The sequence below is a fragment of the Bacteriovorax sp. PP10 genome (assembly GCF_035013165.1).
In the GTDB taxonomy this organism is placed as follows: Bacteria; Bdellovibrionota; Bacteriovoracia; order Bacteriovoracales; family Bacteriovoracaceae; genus Bacteriovorax; species Bacteriovorax antarcticus.
In genome coordinates this window covers 1-20,366 of the sequence record NZ_JAYGJQ010000004.1, presented here as the reverse complement: position 1 = coordinate 20,366, position 20,366 = coordinate 1, and the positions used below count along the sequence as shown (strand labels likewise).

The window sequence follows — 20,366 nt, the reverse complement described above, 5'->3', positions numbered from 1 at the left end:
CCCATTATGAATCCAGAGTCAGAAGGCACTACTAAGATCTCTTTAAAAAAAGACGAGATCCTTTTTCTCGCAGAAGAAAACGAAAAAGACCTCTTTGTGATCGAACAAGGTGAAGTCATGGTCTTCGTTCAAAAAGGCTCGCAAATCATCCCTGTGGCCTATCTGGGGGCCGGAGAATACATAGGAGAGCTGACGTTCTTTGACGAAGGTAAAAGAAGTGCCAGTATCATTTGTACAAAGGATACCGATTTTATCAAAATCTCTGTGGATGAGTTACATACTCACTGTCCGGCCTGGATGAAAACTATTGGAATGCAGTTGACTAGAAAGATTCGAGAAGGCGACGAACTAATAAGGTCAAAAGGGATCCGTAAAAAAAATGTAGAGGGCATTAAACCCCTATCAATGGAAGAGCAAAGTCATTGTTTTAAGTTGGTCGATCATAAAAAGCGTAACATGTCTTCGTGAATATCGACTATCCTGGTGTCACAAAATCACCGAAGATAAGGTAAGTGCTGTAAGAAATATTGGCATAGAACTAGCAATATAACTAAGTAGAAGTGAAGAAATGATTTCTTCATAACGAGAGAGATATCGAACGACTTTACAAGGAGGTTATATGAATTCGAGTATTATCAAGAAGAGTCTAACAAACCTGTCAGTATGTTTGGTTACGGCCTTCCTTTTGGCAAGTTGTTCTTCGACAAACACACGTGAAATTGCTCAAGCTACAGAGAATGACAAAATCAACAAAAACGATGTGTCCAAAATTGAAGACGGTGATCAAGCTCCTCACAAATTTCATAGCAAACGATTTGAAAAATATCAGGAATATTAGACTACTAATGAAAAAGGCTCCCAATGGGAGCCTTTTTTTTAATCGAAATTTAAATTGAGTGAATTAGATTAATCCTAATTCTTTTACTGCGTCTCTTTCAGAACGTAATTCATTCAATGTTACATTGAATTTTTCTGTGCTGAAGTCATTGAGTTTTACACCTTCAACGATTTTTAGTTTTCCACCAACAGTTGTGCATGGGAAAGAGAAAATTAATCCCTTATCTACGCCGTACTCTCCGTTAGAAGCTAAACACATTGAGAAGTTGTCACCGTTTTTAGTGTCGTGAGTAAGATTGAAAATTCCATCTACAACAGCGTTTGCAGCTGAAGCAGCAGAAGATAATCCGCGAGCTTTAATGATTGCAGCTCCACGCTTTTGAACAGTTTCAATGAAAGTTCCTTTTAACCATTCAGTGTCAGTAATAACTTCTGAAGCTGGTTTACCGTTGATTTTCGCTGAGTAGAAATCAGGGTACTGAGTTGCAGAGTGGTTACCCCAGATAGTCATGTTTGATACAGCTGTCACATCAACACCAGCTTTTTGAGCAAGTTGAGTTTTAGCTCTGTTTTCATCAAGCATCGTCATTGCATAGAATCTGTCAGAAGGAACACCTTTAGCAGCATTCATACAGATTAAAGCATTCGTGTTACATGGATTTCCAACTACGAAAACGCGAACGTCTTTTGCAGCGTTAGCAGCAATCGCTTGTCCTTGAGTTGTGAAAATTCCACCGTTGATCTTTAGTAGATCAGCTCTCTCCATTCCGTCTTTTCTTGGAACAGATCCAACTAGGATGGCCCAGTTAACATCTTTGAATCCAACTGCGTAGTCAGATGTACAAGTGATTTTTTTAAGCATTGGGAAAGCACAGTCGTCTAGTTCCATTGCTACACCTTTAAGTGCACCAAGAGCTTGCTCTAGTTCGATCAGTTGAAGTTCAACTTCAGTTTCCGGCCCAAACATTTGTCCTGAAGCAATTCTAAAAAGAAGTGCATAACCAATTTGTCCTGCTGCGCCCGTGACAGCTACTTTTACGCGATTTTTTGCGCTCATAAGGTCTCCCTATAAAAAAATATTATTACGAATAAATAATGGATCTATAAAACTTGCCTGCATTAGAATAACTCCAACAAAAGATTTGGTAAATAAACATTTGGGCATGCTGCGAATTGACTTAAATAAGTTTTTCACAATAATGAAAGAAGAAATAATGAAAGGAATTTTATGACAGAACAATCAAATAATAATGCTGGTGGAACGCCACCTGCCAATAGTAACCCCAATAACCCTAACCGAAATCGCAACAGACGTAGAAATAATAACCGTCCGCGTGATCCGAATGCTCCTCCAAGAGAACCAGGACAGCCGCGTGATCCAAATGCGCCGGCACAAGCTCAAGGGCAGGGACAACCGAGACCTCAGGGTCAACCGCGTCCACAGAATCCTAATCAAAATCGTCCGCACAACCCTAATCAGCCTCGTCCGCAAGGGCAAAACCCGAATCAGCAGCAAGGCCAAGGGCAAAAGCGCAGACACCCTCAGCAGAATAAGCCACGTCCTCAGGGCGAAGCTCGTCCACCACAACCGCAAGGAAGTGGCGGGCCATTAAATATTGAACGTATCTACGAAAAATATTTAAACCTACTGGATCAACATATTATTGCCCGCAGAAAATACCACGACCTGTTTTACAGAGCAGATCCTGCGCAAAAAAATAAATTAGAAAGAAATTTTTATAATACGTTAAATGACATTCGTGAATTTGAATCTAAGCTAGCACCAGATGTTATGACATTATTTGAAAAGAGAAATAACGGTTACCAGTACGATCGCATCTATACGACGAATCACGCGATTCCAGTTGAAGGTGACGTTGTTCCTGATGATTTACCACCGGCAGAGCCTCATTTACTTCGCTCACAAATTGCAGCGGATTATTCGGGCGATGAAGAAGAAAGTGTGGGATCGGCAGAAGATTATTTGAAATATAAAGGCTTTTAAGAGCGGTCTTCAGGCCAACATTATTAGTGTTGGCCTGAAGTGTTTTTCAAAGAGAATTAAAGAACGTCTACGTTTTCTAGTTCGCGAGTTGGAGCTTTTTTGCTCGTCGCTGACTTGTTGAAGTAGTTCGTTAAAGTTTCTTCATGATCTTTTAAGATCGAAGTTTTAATTTCTTCAGCAGAGATGTCTAGAACTTCAGAAATCTTCTTCATCATTTTTAATGGAACGTTGCATAGTCCGCGCTCTACGTTAGAAATGAACTGGCCATTTTTGTATCCTAACAGTAATGACAGATCTGATTGCGAATAACTTTTTGGGTGGTTAATTCGTTTAGTTCTGATTAGAGCAGCGATATTTTTAAATGATCTCATATAATTTGTCCTCCAGAAGGTCGTCACGCACACGTTGTATGTGGTACTTACTTAGTTGTTATTTTTGTTTATATTCCCGTACGAATTAATTTATTTTTAAACCGTTAAGGTTTCAAGCTTTAGACTACCTTAACAAACTTTAAGAAAAACTTAAACAAAATTTTTATAAGAAATGTAAAAATTATTCATCGAGGTTATTTGTGCATATTGTTACATGGAATATCAACGGCCTTCGGGCCGTAGCTCAAAAAGGCTTTGCAGAATGGTTCACTATACATTCGCCAGACATAATCGCCTTGCAGGAAATAAAGGCCTCTAAGGAAAATGTTGCCCACTTATTAGAGCAATGGGCGCCTCATTATGAAGTGCATTTGAATCCTGCTGTTCGCCCTGGATACTCTGGAACGGCCCTTATGATTAAAAAAGGATCACCTGCTCCACTGAAAATTACTGTTGGAATCGGCATTGAAGAGTTTGATGTTGAAGGAAGATTCATCGCTGCTGAGTATGAAGATTTTCATTTGCTCTCAGGGTATTTTCCCAATGGAAAAGATGATCACTCACGCGTGGATTATAAACTGCGTTTTTCTCGCGAAGTGTTTAAATTAGCAAAAGAGCTTTCGAAGAAAAAGGGCGTCTTGATTACGGGTGATTTAAATACTGCTCATCATGAGATCGATATTGCTCGTCCGAAAACGAATATCAACAGCACGGGATTTCTTCCTCACGAGAGGGCGTTTTTAACTGAGATGGTTGATGCCGGCTTTTATGATGCTTTCAGAGTTCAGTTTCCGGATAAAAAAGATGAATATACGTGGTGGACTTATAGAGGTGGATGCCGCGAAAAAAATATTGGGTGGCGTCTGGACTACTTCTTTATAGATGAGAATATTAAGAAGCGCATGAAGTCGGTGAAACACCTTCAACAAGTGCTGGGAAGTGACCACTGTCCGGTTGAAATAGTCTTCTAATTAGGTAAACATTAATTTATGGCGAAATTTACACTTATACCCTACGACTTATCCTCACCTCCTCACATTACGATTGAGACGGAACTCAATACGACAGAGAGTTCGATCTTTATCAGTTATAAGGTGTGTGGGGAGCTCGCTACGATTGATTTAGGAGAAGGACATCCTAATCATGCCCGTGTGATGAAACTGTGGGAGAAGTCTTGTTTTGAGCTTTTTATAAAGACCAAAGAAGATAGCTATATAGAGTTTAATTTTTCGCCAGAATTTGAGTGGAATTGTTTTTATTTTACCAAGAAGGGAGACGCGCTTGCTGAGTACGCAAGAATGGATTCAGTGAAGTTTGATATTTTATTAAGTCTGGATGTTTTTCATTTGATCGTTGAGATAGATAAGAAGAAATTCCCGGATGGGTTTTTCCAAGGGCCATTGCAAGCTGGAATTACCAGTGTAATAAAAGAGAAAAACGGAAAGATCAGTTATTGGGCCTTATCTCACGAAGATATAAAGCCCAACTTCCATCATTTTGATTCGTTTAAATATAAGTTTTAATCGAGATCGTGTATTCCTTCTCAGAAATTTTACTTACAAGTCCTGTTACCAGTAATTCCTGGAAGCAAGATGCAGTTAATTTCTTCCCCATATCATCCATAACTACTGAGTAAATTTTCTCATCAGTTTTGAAATCAAGTGTAATCACTTTCCCTTCTTTCGAACGCTCTTTAGGTCTGATCGTTCCTGAAAGTTGAACTAGCTTATCTTTATAGACATAGTAGTTGTCACGATTAAAGCCGCCACCTTCTGACTTGCCTTTTTTCTTGCCGCCGCCTTCTTCATCATCGTCTAGGTCAAACTCATCATCTCCACCATCAGCGTCGAGATCAATTTCTTCATCTATATCGTCAATATCGTCTTTAAATCCGGCCATCGGGCATCCTTATCTTTTTCGTTTGGTAATATAATTAACTATCTTAGTCTAAATCTTTCAGAATGTTTCAAAGAAAATCAACATATTTGTAGGGTGTTGCCCTAAATTTATTGCACTTTTTCTTGTACCACCCGTAACTCGGTAATGCTATACTGGGGCATAGGCTTAATGGAGGCTCTTTTCAATGAAAACTAAATGTTTCTTATTATCATTGGTTCTTTTAAAAGTTTTAACATTTTCATCTTACGCGCATGCTCAAGATGACGACATAACTGTTCCTGACAACGAGACCTTCGTTCCTTCAAGTCCAAACTCAACTCCACCAGTTATCATTGACGAATCTGATTCGTCTGATGTGTCTGACGTTGAAGAATACGACGGATAATTTTAAAACTTACATCTAGACTCAATTAGAAAAAGCACTCCTAGTGAGTGCTTTTTTGTTTTAACGCGTATCTTTATTCCCGATTACATTTCTTTTACCAAAATATTTCTGGACAAAAACTCTAATAATCGCAAATATTTCATATATTCTATTTTTATAATAACTTAAAAATATCAATAGTCTCTGCGCCTAAAGGGTAATTGTTATGCAACCAAATCATGCGATTGTAGAACCCGAACTTTTAAAAGAACTTCCAAGTTTTGAAGTTTTCTTTGATCGTATTGGTTTTAAGAGAATTGATGGAAGTGTTTTTGGTTTACTAGTACTCGCAAAAAAACCTCTTACATCAGAAGAAATCGAACAGACATTAAATCTTTCACAAAGTGCTGTGTCCTTATCACTAAAAACTCTCGCGCATTTTGGTGCGATTGAAACAACTGGTGATAGAGATACTCCTGGTGCCAAAGCAAAACTACATTCTGCTAAAGAAGACTCGATTGCCATCGTGGCCTCGGTTTTTAGAAAGCGTGAAGAAGAAGTCATTACTGATTTTAAGAGAATGGCATTAAGAGTTTTAGAGCGCTCTGAAGGATCAGAGCATGCTTCCCGTAAAAAAAGAATGCAGTCGATTGTAACGACTTGTGAGATTGCAGAATCAGTGATGAATTTTGTGATTACACTTGCTCATAATAAGTCGCGCTCTGAATATGAATCACAATTCGAAGCGATGGTTAAGCGTTTACCAAAGGCCCTTGATCTTCTTAGTTCATCAACAGCTCCTCTAGCTGATTTAACAATCGCTATTAAAGATAACTTAACTGAAAAATTTAAAAATAACTTAAAGGGTATTTATGAAAAACGATAGCCAAAGAATCGTCATTACTGGAATTGGGCTTACATCCCCTCTTGGAAATAATCTTGCAGAACTGAGAGATGGACTTTTATCTGGTAAGAGCGGAATCGTTCATACAGAAATTCGTCATATGGGAAAAGTGGCAGCAGGTCTTTGTAAATTTGATGAAACAAAACATCAGTCTAAGAAGATGAGAAAACGCGGAACACGTGCAGGGGCCATTTCGGTTTTTTGTACGAAAGAAGCTGTGATTGATTCTGGTCTTGATTTCGAAGCTCTGGATAAAAACCGTGTTGGTGTTTATGTAGGGATTACTGAGCACGGGAACGTGGAAACAGAAAACGAAATCCATGATCTTTATACTACACACAATAAAGATGTGAGCTTTTGGTCGCATCACCATAATCCAAGAACAGTTGCGAACAATCCAGCTGGAGAAGTTACACTTAATCTTGGAATTACAGGACCACATTATACTATCGGTGCAGCTTGTGCCGCTGGAAACTTGGGAATTATTCAAGGTGTTCAACAACTTCTTTTAGATGAAGTTGATGTTTCACTTGCTGGTGGAGTTTCAGAATCAACTGAGACTTTTGGAATTTTTGCAGCTTTTAAAGCGCAGGGAGCTCTTGGGCATCATGAAGATCCAGCTCTGGCCACTCGTCCGATGGATCTTGAGAGAAATGGAATTGTCGTTTCTGAAGGTGGAGCGATTTACGTTCTTGAAAGACTAAGTGATGCTAAAAAAAGAAATGCGAAAATCTACGCTGAGATTATTGGTTACCACACAAACAGTGATGCCAGTGACTTCGTTCTTCCAAACACTGAGCGACAAATTGAATGTATGAAGATGGCGATTAAAAAAGCTGGTCTTGAGCCATTTGATATCGACATCGTGAATATGCACGCGACTGGAACAACTCAGGGAGATATCCAAGAGTGCCAGGCGATTGCAGGATTATTTGGTGAATCAAAAACAACTTATATCAATGCAACGAAAGGATTCATCGGACATGCGATGGGTGCGGCCGGAGCACTTGAGCTTGCTGGGAACATTCCATCATTTACTGATGGCTACGTTCACCCATGTAAAAAAATCGACAACCTTGACCCACAATGCGCGATTCCTAATCTCGTGAACGGTGAAAAGGTTGCTCATAATGTAAAAACTATTCTTAACAACTCATTTGGGATGTTAGGGATTAACTCAACTTTAATTGTTAGAAAGTACTCATAAGGGAGAAGACAAATGGTAACAAATGCAGAAGTTCGCTCAAAAGTTTTAGACATTATCGCAGACATCGCTCTGGATGACGATGTAACGACAATTAAAGATGACGTTGCTCTAAGAGAACAACTTGATCTTGATTCAATGGATTTTTTAGACATCGTAATGGAACTAAAAAAGCGCCATAAAATTGAAGTTCCTCAAGAAGACTACCCTCGCCTGGCGAGCATGGCATCTTGCGTGGAATACCTTGGACCGAAATTTAATCAGTAATTAGTAAGAGAAAATATGAGTCACGAAAAAGTTGATTGTGTGATTATTGGTGCGGGAATGTCGGGACTAGCTTCCGGCATTCGTTTGTCTATGTACGATAAGAAAATTCTTATCGTTGAAAAGCACACAATCAGCGGTGGCCTTAACTCTTATTACTCTCGTGGGAAACGTAAGTTCGATGTTGGGCTACATGCTCTAACGAATTTCGTAAACCCATCTGATCGTGGGAAGCCTTTTAATAAACTGATGAAGCAGCTGCGTATTCCTTACGAGGAATTCAAACTGTCTCCACAGAATTATTCACTGATTCAGTTTCCTGATCAAAAATTAAAATTCACTAACGACATTGAAGTTCTGACTGCTGAGGTCGCTGATAAATTTCCATCACAGATTGATGGGTTTATTGCACTCTTATCTCACATCAGAAACTTCGATGAAGTGAATTTGAATAATGAAACAGTGATGGCAAAAACTGTGGTGAAGAACTTCATTAAAGATGACTCTCTTGTAGAGATGATCTTTTGCCCGCTTCTAATTTATGGAAGTGCCTGGGAAAATGACATGGATTTTTCTCAGTTTGTGATTATGTTTAAGAGTATCTTTCTGGAAGGGTTTTCTCGTCCTGAAGGTGGTGTTCGCACTATTTTAGATATTCTCATTAAGAAGTTAGCTGATGCGGGCGGAGAGATTCGTTACAAATCAGAAGTCACTCGTATTATTACGAAAAATAATAAAGTTGTTGGAGTTGAACTTAATCACAATCAAATTATTGAGTGTGATCAGATTCTCTCTTCAATGGGTCTGCCTGAGACTTATGGCGTGGTTAGTGAGTTTGAAAACTTAGATCACCCGGCCACAGGAAAACTTTCATTTTGTGAAAGCATTTTAATTACGGATAAAAAACCTAAGGAATTAGGTCTAGATGCGACGATTATTTTTTATAACAATCGTCCTGAATATCTCTATCAAAAACCGACGACACTCTTTGATCGCGAAAGTGCCGTTGTATGTTTCCCGAATAACTTTAAATACGAAAACTTCCAGGATGATTATTCTGAAGGAGTTCTTCGTGTCACAAACATCGCAAACTTTGATTTATGGAATGACCTGAAGTCTTCAGAAGATAAAGCTCAGTACCGTGAACAAAAAGAAGTGGTTTGTGCCAACGCCATTGAGATTTTAAAGAAGTGTGGATTGTCTTCGGACTACCAGATGATGTTTAAAGATATTTTCACGCCGACCACTATCAAGCGCTACACTCAGCACTTTGATGGAACAGTTTATGGGTCTACAGATAAAAGCAGAAATGGGAAAACTCCTATTGATGGTCTTTATATTTGCGGGACTGATCAGGGCTTTTTGGGAATTGTGGGCTCGATGCTCTCAGGGATTTCAATGGCCAACCTTCATGTGCTTCAAGGTGACTTAAAATGAAATTTAAAAATGTTGTGATTGAGAGTTTCGGGTACGACCTTTCTGATAAGAAAGTTTCGTCTTCTGACATTGAAACACGACTTGAATCTCTTTATACAAAACTAAAACTTCCGGAAGGAAGATTAGAGTTAATGACAGGAATATCAGAACGTAGAATGTGGGAGCCTGGGACAAAACCAAGTGACCTCTCTACTGCTGCTGCAAAAAAGTGTTTAGCTAAATCTAAAATTAAAGCAAGTGACGTGGATTTATTAATTCACGCTTCTGTTTGTAGAGATTTTTTAGAGCCAGCTACTGCTTCTGTTGTTCACGCCAATCTTGGTCTTTCAAGAAGTGCGATGATTTTTGATTTATCCAATGCATGCCTTGGTGTAATTAATGCTATCGTGGTTGCAGGAAATATGATTGAGTCTGGGCAAATTAAGACAGCACTTATTGTTTCGGGTGAAAATGGTGGTCCTCTACTGGAAAATACTGTTGATGAACTTTTAAACAATCCCAAAATTGATAGAAAAAATATTAAAAAATATATCGCGAATCTTACGATTGGATCGGCGGCAACAGCGATCATGATTACGCATAAAGATTTATCTCCTGACTCACCTTCTGTTTTAGGTGGCGCTGTAGAGACGGATTCAAGTGCAAATCATTTATGTCGTGGAGATGGAAACACTCACTCACTGGTTATGGAAACAGACTCAGAAGAGTTGTTGAAGTATGGAGTGGCGTTAGGTCAGTCGACTTGGCAGAAGGCCCGTTCGAATCTTGGATGGGAAAACAAAAACGTTGATTTCGTTTTAACTCACCAGGTGGGAACGGCCCATGAAAAATTATCTTTAGAATCATTAGAATTAAATAAAATTAAAACATTCAGGACTTACCCGTTTTTAGGCAACACAGGATCAAGTGCTCTTCCGATCACGTTGATGATGGCCGATGAACAAGGACTAATTAATAAGGGCGAAAATATCGCACTTCTAGGAATTGGTTCAGGACTTAGTTCGATTATGTTAGGAGTAAAGTGGTAATGACTACGCAATTGCAAGTTCCCAATGACCTTAAAGGCGAATACCCTTTTAATCCTCACTTTCATATGGTTGAAAAAGAAAGTCTACACTACGTTGATGAAGGCCAGGGTGAACCATTAGTTATGCTTCACGGGAATCCGACATGGTCGTTTTTCTACCGTAACCTTGCTAAGTATTTTTCACAACACAATTATAGAGTCGTGATCCCTGATCATATTGGGTGTGGGCTTTCGAGCAAACCTCAGGAGTATGACTACACACTTGAGCATCACATAACGAACACTCTTTCTTTAATTGAAAAATTAAATTTAAAAGACATCACTTTAATCGTTCACGATTGGGGTGGAGCTATCGGGATGGGAGTTGCGACTCGTAGACCTGATTTAATTAAGAAGATTGTTGTGATGAACACGGCAGCTTTCAGATCAATGGAAATCCCTTGGAGAATTAACATCCTTAGAAATCCAGTGGGAGAATGGTTCATTAGATCATTTAATGGTTTTGCTCTTCCTGCTACTACGATGGCAGTGATGAAGCCGCTTCCTCCTGAAGTTAAAAAAGGATTTGTTTTACCTTATAGTGATTATCAATCGAGAATTGCGACAGCGAAATTTGTCCGCGATATTCCAATGAATGATAAGCACCCTACTTATAAAACATTAGCGGGAATTGAAGAGAAATTAAAAACTCTTAAAGTTCCGGTTTTAATTCTTTGGGGTGAAAAAGACTTTTGTTTTACAACGAACTTTCAAAAGCGTTGGATGGAATTTTTTCCAAAAGCAAAAGTGAGAACATGGCCGGATGCTGGACATTATCTGGTTGAGGACAAAACTGCTGAAGTTATTAATGAGATTGAAATCTTTTTAAAAGAGTAGTGAGTCAATATGAACATCGCTCACCGCTTAACTGAAAATGCTAAACTCTTCCCCGATAAAGTTGCGGTGAAGGTTCCTCATTTCAATAAAAAAACAAAAGTTTATGAATATGAGAGTTTAACTTTCAGAGAGCTTGATGTGCGCTCGAATAAATTTGCGACGGGCCTTCAGAAGCTTGGATTGCAAAAGGGTGACAAGACTCTCCTATTTCTTCGCCCTAGTCTTGATTTTTCTGCCATGACGTTTGCACTCTTTAAACTGGGAGTTGTTCCGGTTTTTATCGATCCGGGAATGGGTAGAGAGAATTTATTAAAATGTATTAAAGAATGTGCTCCGGTTGGTTTAATTGCTGAAAAGGAAGTTCATTTTATCCGCATGCTTTTTAGAAGCACGTTTAAGTCAGTTCGTTTTAATGTAACGAATGGCAAGCGCACTTGGGGTAAGATGATTTCGATTTCTAAGATGAAAGCAGAAAGAACACAGCTCTTTAAGAGTGTGCATTTTTCTCCTGACGATCAGGCAGCGATTTTATTTACCTCTGGTGGAACGGGCGCTCCTAAAGGAGTGGTCTACTCTCACAATATTTTTGATCAACAAACAAATATTTTAAAAGAGCTTTATAGCTTAACTCCGGATGATATTGATCTTCCCGGCTTTCCGCTATTTTCTCTTTTTACGATTGCCATGGGAATGACGAGTTGTATTCCTGATATGGACCCAAGTAAACCGGGCCAGTGTGATCCGAAAAAACTTTATCAAAACATTGTCGACAACAAACCGACTTTCATGGCCGGCTCTCCTGCTATTTGGGAGCGTGTCGCTGATTATTGTTCACAAAATGGATTAACACTTCCGAGTGTCAAATACCTGGTGATGTTTGGAGCTCCGGTTTCAACACTTATTCACAAAAAGTTTAAAGCGATTCTTCCGAACGGAACGACTTATACACCTTATGGTGCAACTGAAGCTCTTCCGGTCAGCAATATCAGCGGAGACTTTATTTTAAAGAACACGGTTCTTCTTTCTGAAAATGGAAAAGGGACATGTATTGGTAAAGTTGTTCCGGGAACTGTTGTTAAAATTATTAAGATCACTGATTCAGTGATTGATCAGATGTCAGACGCTAAAGTTTTACCAATCAATGAGATTGGAGAAATTATTGTTAAAGGACCTACGGTCACAAAAGAGTATCTTCATCTGCCAGAAAAAACTCGTGAAGCAAAAATCTATGAAGGCCAGGAAGTTTGGCATCGTATGGGCGACATGGGATTTTTTGATGAGAATCAAAATCTTTGGTTTTTAGGTCGCAAGGCCCATAGAGTGGAAACACGCGAAGGGATGATGACTCCTATTTCATGTGAAGCGATTTTTAATAAACATCCTGCAGTCAAAAGATCGGCACTTGTTGGTCTTGGAGTTTTAGGAAAACAAACTCCGGCGATTGTTGTTGAAAGAAAAGATGGCCAGTTTTTATCCGGGAAAGAGCGTTCAATTTTTGAGAGTGAGCTTTTATCACTTAGTAAGAAGTTTCCTCACACGGCCAATATTCATAAGGTCTATTTAAGTAAACATTTCCCCGTCGATGTCCGTCACAATATCAAAATTGACCGCACCAAACTAAAAGAAGAGATTGAAGGCCATGAAATCAACTAAAGTTCTCGTCACAGGTGCAGGTGGATTTTTAGGTGGGTATATTGCCCGCGATCTTCTGGCAAAAGGTTATGAGGTTTATAGTTTTTCAAGAAGCACTTATCCTGCTTTAGAAAAAATGGGTGTGGTTCAACGTCAGGGTGATTTATCGAAGTACGATGATGTTGAAGCTGCTCTAGAGGGAATGGACGCTGTTATTCATACTGCTTCTCAAGTGGGCATGTGGGGACGCTACGAAGACTTTTATAAAACCAATGTGACTGGGACTGAAAATATTATTAAGGCCTGTCACAAATGGCATATCAAAAAAATGGTTTATACCAGCACACCGAGTGTGGCGTTTGGCGAAGAAAGTCTTTGCAATGCTAATGAGTCGATTGATTATCCAGATAGATATTTAAGTATGTACGCTGAGACCAAAGCGATTGCTGAGAAAATGGTGATGCTGGCCAATGGCGGATCACTCTCGACTGTGGCGATTAGACCGCATCTTATTTTTGGTCCTGGAGATCTGAATCTGGTTCCACGAGTTGTCGAAGCGGCCAAAAAAGGAAAATTAAAAATCATTGGCGATGGTGAAAACCTGGTTGATGTGACTTATGTGGAGAATGCTTCCTACGTTCATGTGTTAGCACTTGAAGAGTTGTCTCCAGACTCTCCTATTGCCGGCAAGGCGTATTTTTTAGGACAGGGGCCGATCAAGTTATGGGATTTCACGAATGAGCTTTTAAAGCGCTCTGGAGAGAAACCTGTGACGAAGAAGATTTCGTTTAAGCTTGCTTACTTTATCGGGTTTATGATCGAGATGGTTTTAAAGCTGATTGGGAAGTTTGATGTACACCCACCAATGACGAGGTTTGTGGCCTTGCAATTGGGGAAATCCCATTACTATAATCATAGTAATATTGAACGTGATTTAGGATACAAACCTAAGTTTTCTATTGAAGAAGGATTAGATCGGTTGTTTGCTAAGAAATAAATACAGTATTAGCAATTTTCCAGGAATTGCATCGGATTTTTTTCAAACTCTTTATAATTATCAAATGTAATCATTATTAGTTTTGCTTCAGGGAATTTAGCTTTAAATTTCTCTAGACCTTTTTGTGACTTTTTACGTCCACTTTTTACTTCTATGCCGTAAAGTTTTCTTCCTTTTTTTAAAACAAAATCAACTTCATCACTACCCTCACGCCAATAATAAAGAGATTCATCAGTTCGAACCAACTGTGCCCCAACAACTAGCTCAAAGACTCGGCCTAACTCTTCCTTTTTATACTCATCTAATATTTCTAAATAATAGAGGCAAGGTGCCAGAGGTAATATTTTTGGCGTTGATGATTTAGTGATAATTTTTTTAGCTGAATATTTTTCTAATACCTTAACGAGAAAAGCTCCTTCGTAGAGACTTAAATAATATTTGATAAGCTCAGTGTTGCCCTTATCCTGAAGCTGTCCTAAAAGTTTTGTGTAACTGATTTCTTGGGCAGGATAAGACATAATTATTTCGAAGGCCTGCTTGAAGAGTGCCGGACTTTTTACAGCATGATATTGTAAAATATCCTTTTCAATGACCGTTAGGATGATTGATTGCTTAACATATTTTGCCCAATCATCTTTATCTTTGAAATTGTAAGAGCCTGGATAGCCTCCAAATTTTAAATAGTCTTCAAATGATAAACCGTAGCCCTTTTCCGATTCTTCGTGATTCCAGTGATAGGCCTTATGAAGCTGAAATCTTCCAGTTAAACTTTCTGTTAAACCTTTTTGAATTTCTAACGAGCTTGATCCGAGCAATATACAAGGGAATTCTTTTTTATTTCTTTTATCTTCATCCCATAATTTTTTTATGACTGCTGACCAATTCTCGCACTTTTGAATTTCATCAATCACGAGTATTTTTTTTTCACTTCGCGCTTTTGACCATATTTCTAATATCCAATTCGAAGTGGCATTGAATACTTCGTCAGCACTATAAAAAAGAAACTTATCAGGATGATTCTCTTCGAGATATTTCAAAACAGTAGTAGTCTTTCCCACTTGTCGTGGCCCAATAATTACTTGTAAAAGACCATTTTTAAGCGCCAATGATTCGCTCAGTTTGGTTGTAAAATCTAAATTTATAAGTGTCTTCATTTTGATAGCATATCCTATCGTTTTTGATAGGTCAACCTATCAAAACAAAAAACTCCACGTAAGACATTGAATTTTAAGAGTAATGTTGTAATGTACATCATGACACATTATAGATTCTTATTAAGAAGTAAATAAATTATACCGATAAGTGTTCATGAAAACGCTCGGCCTTTTATTATTAATTCTTGGATCGCTTAATTCAACACACGCATCATGTGTGAATAATCCCCAAGACCAGCCAGGTGCTACTCTTCCTGCTCTTTCAGGAAAACTCGTTTATCATTCATATGAAAACTATAGCGATGGAAGCTCACAACTTTTTCTCTATGATTTCTCGGAAGGCAAACTGACTCAACTAAGTAACAAAGCTTGGGGAATCACTGATCCCATGAATGCCAACATCTCTCCCGACGGTAAATCAATCGTCTTCATGGGAAAACAAAAAAATACCTGGAACGTTTACACTTGGGAATTTGGTTCAGATAAATCTCCTACGAACTTAACAAATTCATCCGGTGAAACAAAAAACGAAGATCCAAAATACTCTTTCGATGGCAAAAGCATTCTCTATAAAAGTAATGGCGACATTATGAAAATGGATTTGAAAACTAAAGAGACTATCAACCTCAATAAGGGTGATAACAAAGTTGAAAATGCGATGTCTTATCCATCAGTCGATGGAAACGTCATCTATTTTACCAAAGGTGCTTATGGTGAATCTGGTATTTATCAAAAAGATTTGAGAACTGGAGTGACTTGCCCTTTTAGTGTAGAGCCTGGGGTCAGCAACTATTATCCTATCGTTCGAGATGAAGACACTGTCTTCTTTACTAAATGGATTAGTGCCAATGTTAGAAATGATCAACTCTATTTAAAGAAAACTACGCCTTCTGCTAAACCTGTTGAACTTTCTATAAATGATTGTATGGCCAATAACTCTGATGCAGCTCCAGTGGGTGCGGATCAGGTGATATTTTCAAGCACGAGCAAAGGTAAAGGCTATCAACTTTACTTAGGTGATATCAATACTGGAAAAAGATGGAACTTAGATTCTTTAGGTTTGAATACAGGTGCAAAAAATAAACTGGGTGCTCATTATCATGCAGACCCAACGGCCACTTCCAAAACGATAGTCTCTACTCTTATATCAAAAGACAAACCAGCAAAGGCCTCTTCAACGGAAGAGTCAGGGCTCATCGCCGACTATGCTTTCGATGGTAACCCTGGTACTCGCTGGGGCAGCATTGAAGGCCCGGAAGCTGGCACTCAATGGATCAGCGTAGACCTTGGTGAGAGCCGCACTATTAAAGGTGCCACACTCAACTGGGATGCTGCTGCGAAATCTTATGAAATTCAAGTTTCAGATGATGAAGAAAACTGGACGACGATTTACTCTACAACCGATGGGCATGGTGGTGTAGTTCAATTGGACCTTTCTGGGAAAGGTCGGTATGTCAGGATGAAAGGCTCAGAGAAACTCACGCAGTGGGGTTATTCATTGAGTGAGTTTCAAGTCTGGGGTTATTAATTAGAATTCTATATATAGTCAGTATCATTCTTAATTGAGTTTAGTTTTAATGATTCTTGAATTAAAGATATTAGCTCTTTTTTTCTATAGACAAACAAAGGAATCACACATGTATTTATATCATCGAACTTAGAATGAAACTTTAGAAAAACAAGTGGTCCAATTTTAAACTTCGTTACTCTTGCTATTTTATTCCACTCAAAGATTGTGCCAATACTGACACCAACAGCGTTGCTCGAAATTACAACTTTATAAAAAATCACCAGCAATCCAACAAATATAATTATGATATCTAATCCTTCTAAAATTGGATTTTCTTTTAAATAATTAGAAAAACCAACTTCATAAATCTTGCTTCCGACTATCATTGCCTGAAGTGAAAAAAGTATAATCATCCAAAATATGAATCTAACTCTAAATACCTTCATTCTCTTCCTATAAAACCCATTACGGATCCAATATGCCATTTTTTAATATTCTTGCTGCCAAATTAGATGTTACACCTTGTTCAACAAGCAATAAAACCATAAAGAAGAAATGATTTGTAATGAGACATAATAACAATAAAATACTTGAGGGTATAATATATAGAAAAGTTGCCAAACGCTTACTTCTAACTTTACCTTTATAGTTTTTCAGATAAGGCCATATCGAAAAAACCTTAGTGCCTACTGCAAATAAAGATAAAAATCTAAACAAATGAAAGGTTTCTATTATTTCTAGAATATTCATTTTTTACCAAATGTTAAGAATCGGTTCCAACACACTTTCCTTGTTATAATGTGGCAAGGAAAGTGTTGGATTTTATCTACATCATAAGTAAGCTTCGTTGTAATGCCATTTGGATGATTTAAATAAATTATTTATTCAAAAATAACTACCAAATCAATATGTATAATATTTTTAATCTACATAGATTTTATTCAAACTGAATCAACAACTCTACATGTGTCAATATAAACAATTTGTTCAGCATCCAACATTAATCTCTCATATTTCCCATACTCGATAGAGTATTCTATTAAATATTTAGCAATTGTTCCTAATACAATTTTTCCATTAAATTTAGGAATGACTGAGTCCTTACCTATGAAAGAAGAATTATATGTTAATTTTTTGCATAAAATGCTTAACTCTTCTGGGTTATTTTCTAACTGAGGACCAATTATTTTATAATAAGAAACCCCATCTATTTTTCTTTCAATAATATTTTCTATTTTTTTATTTTGATTGAACAAGTTATAAGAGAAGCCAACATTTTGATCTATTGCACTTTGAAAAGTTGGAAATAGCTGATCTCCTTCATTCATATTAAACAAGACTCTATTTATCTCTCTCCAATTTCCAGGTGAAGACACATGTATGCTTTGCCTTCTTTCCCAGTAATCTTTCCATGCTTCAGAATCTTTAGGTAACAAGTATATTGAATTTCCAACTTTCTGGTTAACTTTTAATTTTCTTAATGCTCCCCAAAGAGTCTCAAAAGAATCTTGAACTTGACCTAAAACTAATGAGTCAATATTTCTTTTCTTATTTATTTTGACTGACTTGATATTACTTTGTATTGAATCAATAATAAATTTCTTAACAATACTTTTTCTTACTTCGTTAGTTTCATTCAGTGAATAAACTTCCCATGAAGCTGCAGAAATCCGAGGATCTGTATTTGCCATTAATGGGATGAATGAAGTCAAAGATTGATGCTGAGAAAGCTCCCTATTAAGCTGACTTTCTTTTATTGTTTGATAAGAAATTATAACTCCAGTAATTGAAACAAAACAATACATTGAAAACTGGGCAAATGCTGATATTTTTTCCCACAAAGATTTATTTTCTTTCATACTAACTAATACCTTAAATAATTTAATTAAACTGAACTGGCATTACTTTGTATACATCTCAAGATTCATTTTTTCTTTACCTCTGCACCTTATTAGAACTTCACCAATATCGATTTCATGTGAACTTATTAAGTGGCAAAGTAGTTCTATGTAAAAATGATCTTGAATCATTAACAAATTCTGGAAACGACGAGATAAGCACGTCACGATAGGAACACGCGAAAGTTAAAAATGCCGTCTTTGTTAAAAAAACGGTCATAGCGTTGTTTTAATTTTTTATGTGTCGGTGACACCAAGTAAACCAATACTGGCAACGAGAATCCTGCTTAGAGCTTATCTACTGACTTCTTAAAACCTTACGAATAAAATTATAATAAATTAACATTCGTCGATAAGATAAATTATCTTCTTTCCCAATAATCTCCCCTCCCCACCATGCTTCGATTTCGTGTATAACTTTTGGTCCCAGCCCGGACGGTTGATATTTATATTTTTCTCCATTAGACATTTTAAAAATCAATACTTGAGAATAAGGTGTTTCAAAATATATTGAATCTACTTCATGTAACTTAATCTCTTTGTAACGATTACTATTTAAATAAATAATAAAAACATCTTTATAAAATTCATATTTAATCTCTTTACTGGCAACAATTTCTTTTAATGCATAATAAACAGGCACAATCAACACCATGCTCATACACGACATATATAATCGCTGAACAGACAACTCGCTAATCATTGCTGCATAAGCTAGAATTAATGCTGCTCCCAGAAAAAAGAAAAAGATAAATATGAAAAATATTTTTTTCATTTTGCAACCTTACAAACTTTAGGACAATAATTACTACCAGATAATATTGCAAACTGCTCTAATGAACTAATTCCTGCACCGATCCCAATTCCGCCTATAGCAGATCCAATTCCACCAAGAAACGTTGTTCCTTCGGCTGCAACAGCTCCCCATGCAAAAGGAACTGTCCCAAAACCTGCCCCAAATGCAGCAAAAACTCCACCAGCAAATCCAGTTGCTGCCCCAAGTCCTGCATCAATAAACTTTCCAACCCAGCACTTGGCATCAGAGCCTTGATAACCAGTAATTCCCCCAACAACGCCTCCCACTATACCAACAACAATAACGGCTGGTATCTTTCCAGAAGGGTCTGTTGAAAAAGTCGAATTGTTTTTAACATATCTATATACATTTGCATCGCCACCATTAAATCCAATTGGATCAACAGCGATAAACCTCCCCATTCTTGGATCATAAAATCTTGCTCGATAATAATATTGAGATGTTTCCAAATCCCACTCTCTACCTGTATAGCCATAAGGCGATTGGATCATTGAACTAGGATTAATCTCGGCTCCACTACCGTTAAATACTTTCGTCTCTCCAAAAGCATTATAACTATAACTCTGAACTGTATTTCCACTTCCATCTGTCAGTGCCGTAATCGAACCTAACCCATCTGTATGATAAAAATACTTCTGACTTCCTTTCAACATCTCAACTGGCTCATCAATCCCCGGTCCATGAGTGAACTTCGCCTGAAGACTATCATTATTATCAAACTCTAATAAAATATCTTCATTATCATAAACATACTTCCTAACCACCCCATTAGAATCCTTCATAATCCTTCTTCCCAAAACATCATAAATATAAGTATGAGTCTTAAGTGTCCCGGAATTCTCCGTCAAATGCTCAGTCACAAACTGAAGCTTATTCTCATAATCCCAAACATACTTATGAGTGTACCCAGATTGCTTGTTAACTTTCTTAACCAAGTTCCCGCTATCATCATGAGTGTAAGTATATTTATCATCTTCAACAATTCTATTATTGTTGTCATAAACATTGTTCACCGCCTGACCATTCTTTTTCAAACGATTCCCAAGGTTGTAGTGTTCACAAAAAAACTTCCTCTTCATCTACCGTATTCCAATCCGCATCTTTTTCTTTTTATCATCTCATGCTTTTCGAGTAAGCACATAACTATTTCTCGTTCTTTCATTCTTTTTT

The 20,366-nt window shown here is 37.6% G+C and carries 23 protein-coding genes; 15 read left to right on the top strand and 8 right to left on the bottom strand.

The window, feature by feature from the left end; genetic code table 11:
* The first annotated feature begins 6 nt into the window (after window positions 1–6).
* Together SHI21_RS20495 and SHI21_RS20490 are read left to right on the top strand one after the other, a co-directional pair.
* Complete coding sequence (locus SHI21_RS20495) at window positions 7–468, top strand: Crp/Fnr family transcriptional regulator (protein ID WP_323579121.1); 462 nt, start codon at window positions 7–9, stop codon at window positions 466–468.
* Between the two features lie 151 nt (window positions 469–619).
* Window positions 620–838: a hypothetical protein gene (locus SHI21_RS20490; protein ID WP_323579120.1), complete on the top strand. Its 219-nt coding sequence runs from the start codon at window positions 620–622 to the stop codon at window positions 836–838.
* Between the two features lie 63 nt (window positions 839–901).
* Here SHI21_RS20490 and SHI21_RS20485 read toward each other — a convergent pair whose 3' ends face one another.
* Window positions 902–1,894, bottom strand: coding sequence for a malate dehydrogenase (locus SHI21_RS20485; protein WP_323579119.1), 993 nt, complete (start codon window positions 1,892–1,894; stop codon window positions 902–904).
* A gap of 171 nt (window positions 1,895–2,065) precedes the next feature.
* Here SHI21_RS20485 and SHI21_RS20480 point away from each other — a divergent pair, with 171 nt between their 5' ends.
* The gene (locus tag SHI21_RS20480; RefSeq protein ID WP_323579118.1) at window positions 2,066–2,842 is read left to right on the top strand and encodes a hypothetical protein; all 777 of its coding nucleotides are present in this window, start codon (window positions 2,066–2,068) and stop codon (window positions 2,840–2,842) included.
* 56 nt (window positions 2,843–2,898) lie between these two features.
* Here SHI21_RS20480 and SHI21_RS20475 read toward each other — a convergent pair whose 3' ends face one another.
* Window positions 2,899–3,213: a helix-turn-helix domain-containing protein gene (locus SHI21_RS20475; protein ID WP_323579116.1), complete on the bottom strand. Its 315-nt coding sequence runs from the start codon at window positions 3,211–3,213 to the stop codon at window positions 2,899–2,901.
* Between the two features lie 200 nt (window positions 3,214–3,413).
* Between SHI21_RS20475 and SHI21_RS20470 the strand changes: the two genes are divergently transcribed.
* On the top strand, window positions 3,414–4,184 hold the full coding sequence (locus SHI21_RS20470) for an exodeoxyribonuclease III (protein WP_323579114.1): 771 nt from the start codon (window positions 3,414–3,416) through the stop codon (window positions 4,182–4,184).
* 18 nt (window positions 4,185–4,202) lie between these two features.
* Window positions 4,203–4,736 carry a DOMON domain-containing protein gene (locus SHI21_RS20465; protein ID WP_323579113.1) on the top strand — a complete coding sequence of 178 codons (534 nt, stop codon included), beginning with the start codon at window positions 4,203–4,205 and terminating at the stop codon, window positions 4,734–4,736.
* On the opposite strand, the gene SHI21_RS20460 is transcribed toward SHI21_RS20465, so the two are convergent.
* Window positions 4,720–5,112 carry a hypothetical protein gene (locus tag SHI21_RS20460; RefSeq protein ID WP_323579111.1) on the bottom strand — a complete coding sequence of 131 codons (393 nt, stop codon included), beginning with the start codon at window positions 5,110–5,112 and terminating at the stop codon, window positions 4,720–4,722. The two genes, SHI21_RS20465 and SHI21_RS20460, sit on opposite strands and share 17 nt — an antisense overlap.
* Window positions 5,113–5,296: 184 nt before the next feature.
* Here SHI21_RS20460 and SHI21_RS20455 point away from each other — a divergent pair, with 184 nt between their 5' ends.
* The 9 genes from SHI21_RS20455 to SHI21_RS20415 all read left to right on the top strand — a co-directional run bounded on the left by SHI21_RS20455 (window position 5,297) and on the right by SHI21_RS20415 (window position 13,817).
* Complete coding sequence (locus tag SHI21_RS20455; protein WP_323579109.1) at window positions 5,297–5,497, top strand: hypothetical protein; 201 nt, start codon at window positions 5,297–5,299, stop codon at window positions 5,495–5,497.
* 205 nt (window positions 5,498–5,702) lie between these two features.
* The gene (locus tag SHI21_RS20450) at window positions 5,703–6,362 is read left to right on the top strand and encodes a GbsR/MarR family transcriptional regulator (protein WP_323579107.1); all 660 of its coding nucleotides are present in this window, start codon (window positions 5,703–5,705) and stop codon (window positions 6,360–6,362) included.
* Entirely contained in the window at window positions 6,349–7,587 is a 1,239-nt protein-coding gene (locus tag SHI21_RS20445) for a beta-ketoacyl-[acyl-carrier-protein] synthase family protein (RefSeq protein WP_323579105.1), read from the top strand. The genes SHI21_RS20450 and SHI21_RS20445 overlap by 14 nt, the downstream gene beginning before the upstream one ends.
* 12 nt (window positions 7,588–7,599) lie before the next feature.
* The gene (locus SHI21_RS20440) at window positions 7,600–7,851 is read left to right on the top strand and encodes an acyl carrier protein (protein WP_323579104.1); all 252 of its coding nucleotides are present in this window, start codon (window positions 7,600–7,602) and stop codon (window positions 7,849–7,851) included.
* Window positions 7,852–7,866: 15 nt separating this feature from the next.
* Window positions 7,867–9,285, top strand: a complete 1,419-nt coding sequence (locus SHI21_RS20435; RefSeq protein WP_323579103.1) for a phytoene desaturase family protein — start codon at window positions 7,867–7,869, stop codon at window positions 9,283–9,285.
* Entirely contained in the window at window positions 9,282–10,313 is a 1,032-nt protein-coding gene (locus SHI21_RS20430; RefSeq protein WP_323579101.1) for a 3-oxoacyl-ACP synthase III, read from the top strand. Before SHI21_RS20435 ends, SHI21_RS20430 begins: the two co-directional genes overlap by 4 nt.
* Window positions 10,313–11,188 carry an alpha/beta fold hydrolase gene (locus tag SHI21_RS20425; RefSeq protein WP_323579100.1) on the top strand — a complete coding sequence of 292 codons (876 nt, stop codon included), beginning with the start codon at window positions 10,313–10,315 and terminating at the stop codon, window positions 11,186–11,188. The genes SHI21_RS20430 and SHI21_RS20425 overlap by 1 nt, the downstream gene beginning before the upstream one ends.
* Before the next feature lie 9 nt (window positions 11,189–11,197).
* On the top strand, window positions 11,198–12,841 hold the full coding sequence (locus SHI21_RS20420; RefSeq protein WP_323579098.1) for a fatty acid CoA ligase family protein: 1,644 nt from the start codon (window positions 11,198–11,200) through the stop codon (window positions 12,839–12,841).
* A complete protein-coding gene (locus SHI21_RS20415; RefSeq protein ID WP_323579097.1) occupies window positions 12,828–13,817 on the top strand; it encodes an NAD-dependent epimerase/dehydratase family protein in 990 nt (329 codons plus the stop codon). Before SHI21_RS20420 ends, SHI21_RS20415 begins: the two co-directional genes overlap by 14 nt.
* An 8-nt stretch (window positions 13,818–13,825) precedes the next feature.
* Here SHI21_RS20415 and SHI21_RS20410 read toward each other — a convergent pair whose 3' ends face one another.
* Complete coding sequence (locus SHI21_RS20410; RefSeq protein WP_323579096.1) at window positions 13,826–14,971, bottom strand: ATP-binding protein; 1,146 nt, start codon at window positions 14,969–14,971, stop codon at window positions 13,826–13,828.
* Between the two features lie 154 nt (window positions 14,972–15,125).
* Here SHI21_RS20410 and SHI21_RS20405 point away from each other — a divergent pair, with 154 nt between their 5' ends.
* On the top strand, window positions 15,126–16,499 hold the full coding sequence (locus SHI21_RS20405; protein ID WP_323579095.1) for a discoidin domain-containing protein: 1,374 nt from the start codon (window positions 15,126–15,128) through the stop codon (window positions 16,497–16,499).
* 8 nt (window positions 16,500–16,507) lie between these two features.
* Here the strand turns inward: SHI21_RS20405 and SHI21_RS20400 are convergent, their stop codons facing one another.
* The 4 genes from SHI21_RS20400 to SHI21_RS20385 form a co-directional block, all read right to left on the bottom strand.
* Window positions 16,508–16,927 carry a hypothetical protein gene (locus SHI21_RS20400; protein ID WP_323579093.1) on the bottom strand — a complete coding sequence of 140 codons (420 nt, stop codon included), beginning with the start codon at window positions 16,925–16,927 and terminating at the stop codon, window positions 16,508–16,510.
* A 495-nt stretch (window positions 16,928–17,422) separates the two neighbouring features.
* On the bottom strand, window positions 17,423–18,340 hold the full coding sequence (locus tag SHI21_RS20395) for a hypothetical protein (RefSeq protein WP_323579092.1): 918 nt from the start codon (window positions 18,338–18,340) through the stop codon (window positions 17,423–17,425).
* A gap of 337 nt (window positions 18,341–18,677) precedes the next feature.
* Complete coding sequence (locus tag SHI21_RS20390) at window positions 18,678–19,154, bottom strand: hypothetical protein (RefSeq protein WP_323579091.1); 477 nt, start codon at window positions 19,152–19,154, stop codon at window positions 18,678–18,680.
* Entirely contained in the window at window positions 19,151–20,275 is a 1,125-nt protein-coding gene (locus tag SHI21_RS20385) for an RHS repeat domain-containing protein (RefSeq protein ID WP_323579090.1), read from the bottom strand. The genes SHI21_RS20390 and SHI21_RS20385 overlap by 4 nt, the downstream gene beginning before the upstream one ends.
* Window positions 20,276–20,366: the final 91 nt, after the last annotated feature.

What these genes read in the sequence shown, in the direction of transcription:
- SHI21_RS20495 (WP_323579121.1), top strand. Translation starts at nt 7, where the DNA reads ATGAATCCAGAGTCAGAAGGCACTACTAAGATCTCTTTAAAAAAAGAC.
- SHI21_RS20490 (WP_323579120.1), top strand. Translation starts at nt 620, where the DNA reads ATGAATTCGAGTATTATCAAGAAGAGTCTAACAAACCTGTCAGTATGT.
- SHI21_RS20485 (WP_323579119.1), bottom strand. Translation starts at nt 1,894, where the DNA reads ATGAGCGCAAAAAATCGCGTAAAAGTAGCTGTCACGGGCGCAGCAGGA.
- SHI21_RS20480 (WP_323579118.1), top strand. Translation starts at nt 2,066, where the DNA reads ATGACAGAACAATCAAATAATAATGCTGGTGGAACGCCACCTGCCAAT.
- SHI21_RS20475 (WP_323579116.1), bottom strand. Translation starts at nt 3,213, where the DNA reads ATGAGATCATTTAAAAATATCGCTGCTCTAATCAGAACTAAACGAATT.
- SHI21_RS20465 (WP_323579113.1), top strand. Translation starts at nt 4,203, where the DNA reads ATGGCGAAATTTACACTTATACCCTACGACTTATCCTCACCTCCTCAC.
- SHI21_RS20460 (WP_323579111.1), bottom strand. Translation starts at nt 5,112, where the DNA reads ATGGCCGGATTTAAAGACGATATTGACGATATAGATGAAGAAATTGAT.
- SHI21_RS20455 (WP_323579109.1), top strand. Translation starts at nt 5,297, where the DNA reads ATGAAAACTAAATGTTTCTTATTATCATTGGTTCTTTTAAAAGTTTTA.
- SHI21_RS20450 (WP_323579107.1), top strand. Translation starts at nt 5,703, where the DNA reads ATGCAACCAAATCATGCGATTGTAGAACCCGAACTTTTAAAAGAACTT.
- SHI21_RS20445 (WP_323579105.1), top strand. Translation starts at nt 6,349, where the DNA reads ATGAAAAACGATAGCCAAAGAATCGTCATTACTGGAATTGGGCTTACA.
- SHI21_RS20440 (WP_323579104.1), top strand. Translation starts at nt 7,600, where the DNA reads ATGGTAACAAATGCAGAAGTTCGCTCAAAAGTTTTAGACATTATCGCA.
- SHI21_RS20435 (WP_323579103.1), top strand. Translation starts at nt 7,867, where the DNA reads ATGAGTCACGAAAAAGTTGATTGTGTGATTATTGGTGCGGGAATGTCG.
- SHI21_RS20430 (WP_323579101.1), top strand. Translation starts at nt 9,282, where the DNA reads ATGAAATTTAAAAATGTTGTGATTGAGAGTTTCGGGTACGACCTTTCT.
- SHI21_RS20425 (WP_323579100.1), top strand. Translation starts at nt 10,313, where the DNA reads ATGACTACGCAATTGCAAGTTCCCAATGACCTTAAAGGCGAATACCCT.
- SHI21_RS20420 (WP_323579098.1), top strand. Translation starts at nt 11,198, where the DNA reads ATGAACATCGCTCACCGCTTAACTGAAAATGCTAAACTCTTCCCCGAT.
- SHI21_RS20415 (WP_323579097.1), top strand. Translation starts at nt 12,828, where the DNA reads ATGAAATCAACTAAAGTTCTCGTCACAGGTGCAGGTGGATTTTTAGGT.
- SHI21_RS20410 (WP_323579096.1), bottom strand. Translation starts at nt 14,971, where the DNA reads ATGAAGACACTTATAAATTTAGATTTTACAACCAAACTGAGCGAATCA.
- SHI21_RS20405 (WP_323579095.1), top strand. Translation starts at nt 15,126, where the DNA reads ATGAAAACGCTCGGCCTTTTATTATTAATTCTTGGATCGCTTAATTCA.
- SHI21_RS20400 (WP_323579093.1), bottom strand. Translation starts at nt 16,927, where the DNA reads ATGAAGGTATTTAGAGTTAGATTCATATTTTGGATGATTATACTTTTT.
- SHI21_RS20395 (WP_323579092.1), bottom strand. Translation starts at nt 18,340, where the DNA reads ATGAAAGAAAATAAATCTTTGTGGGAAAAAATATCAGCATTTGCCCAG.
- SHI21_RS20390 (WP_323579091.1), bottom strand. Translation starts at nt 19,154, where the DNA reads ATGAAAAAAATATTTTTCATATTTATCTTTTTCTTTTTTCTGGGAGCA.
- SHI21_RS20385 (WP_323579090.1), bottom strand. Translation starts at nt 20,275, where the DNA reads ATGAAGAGGAAGTTTTTTTGTGAACACTACAACCTTGGGAATCGTTTG.